This is a genomic window from Novacetimonas hansenii JCM 7643 (assembly GCF_000964405.1).
GTDB classification, from domain to species: domain Bacteria; phylum Pseudomonadota; class Alphaproteobacteria; order Acetobacterales; family Acetobacteraceae; genus Novacetimonas; species Novacetimonas hansenii.
In genome coordinates, this window is sequence record NZ_BANE01000399.1 from 1 (window position 1) to 448 (window position 448).

Annotated in this window: 1 protein-coding gene; it reads right to left on the reverse strand. The window is 68.3% G+C overall.

Annotated elements, in window-relative coordinates:
• A partial coding sequence (locus tag B7G66_RS16760) for a Hint domain-containing protein (RefSeq protein WP_048859438.1) occupies positions 1–448 on the reverse strand: 448 nt, incomplete at both ends.

Here is a 448-nt window from a genome sequence, read left to right on the forward strand (position 1 = left end):
CGGGCGTGCGCTGCGGGTCGAGGCCCTCTGCCCCGATGGCGAATTCATGGCGGTTGCCGACATCCATGAAGCTCTCGCTGCCAAGGCCGGACGCCACCAGCACGTCATGACTGTCGAGTTCGACATGCCAGTAACGGACCTCCACCCGGTCATCCTGCGTGATGCTGATGCCATTGAGCAGCGTGCTGGCGGGCACGAACACGTCGGTGCCGTCGCGCAATGTCATGGCGATGGCATGGCCGGGTGACACCGCGACGTCGCGCGTGGGGACGTTGGGGGCGATAGCGTGGGCGCTGATGCGCACGGGCTGTGCGATGTGGCGGCGTGCTGCGGGCATGCCCGTGCACAGGATGCGGCGATGGCCAAGCCAGCGGACACGGCGGTGCGCACCGGATGCGGTCACGACCTCATCCCCCGCGCGCAGATCCTCCACCGCGACTTCGCCACG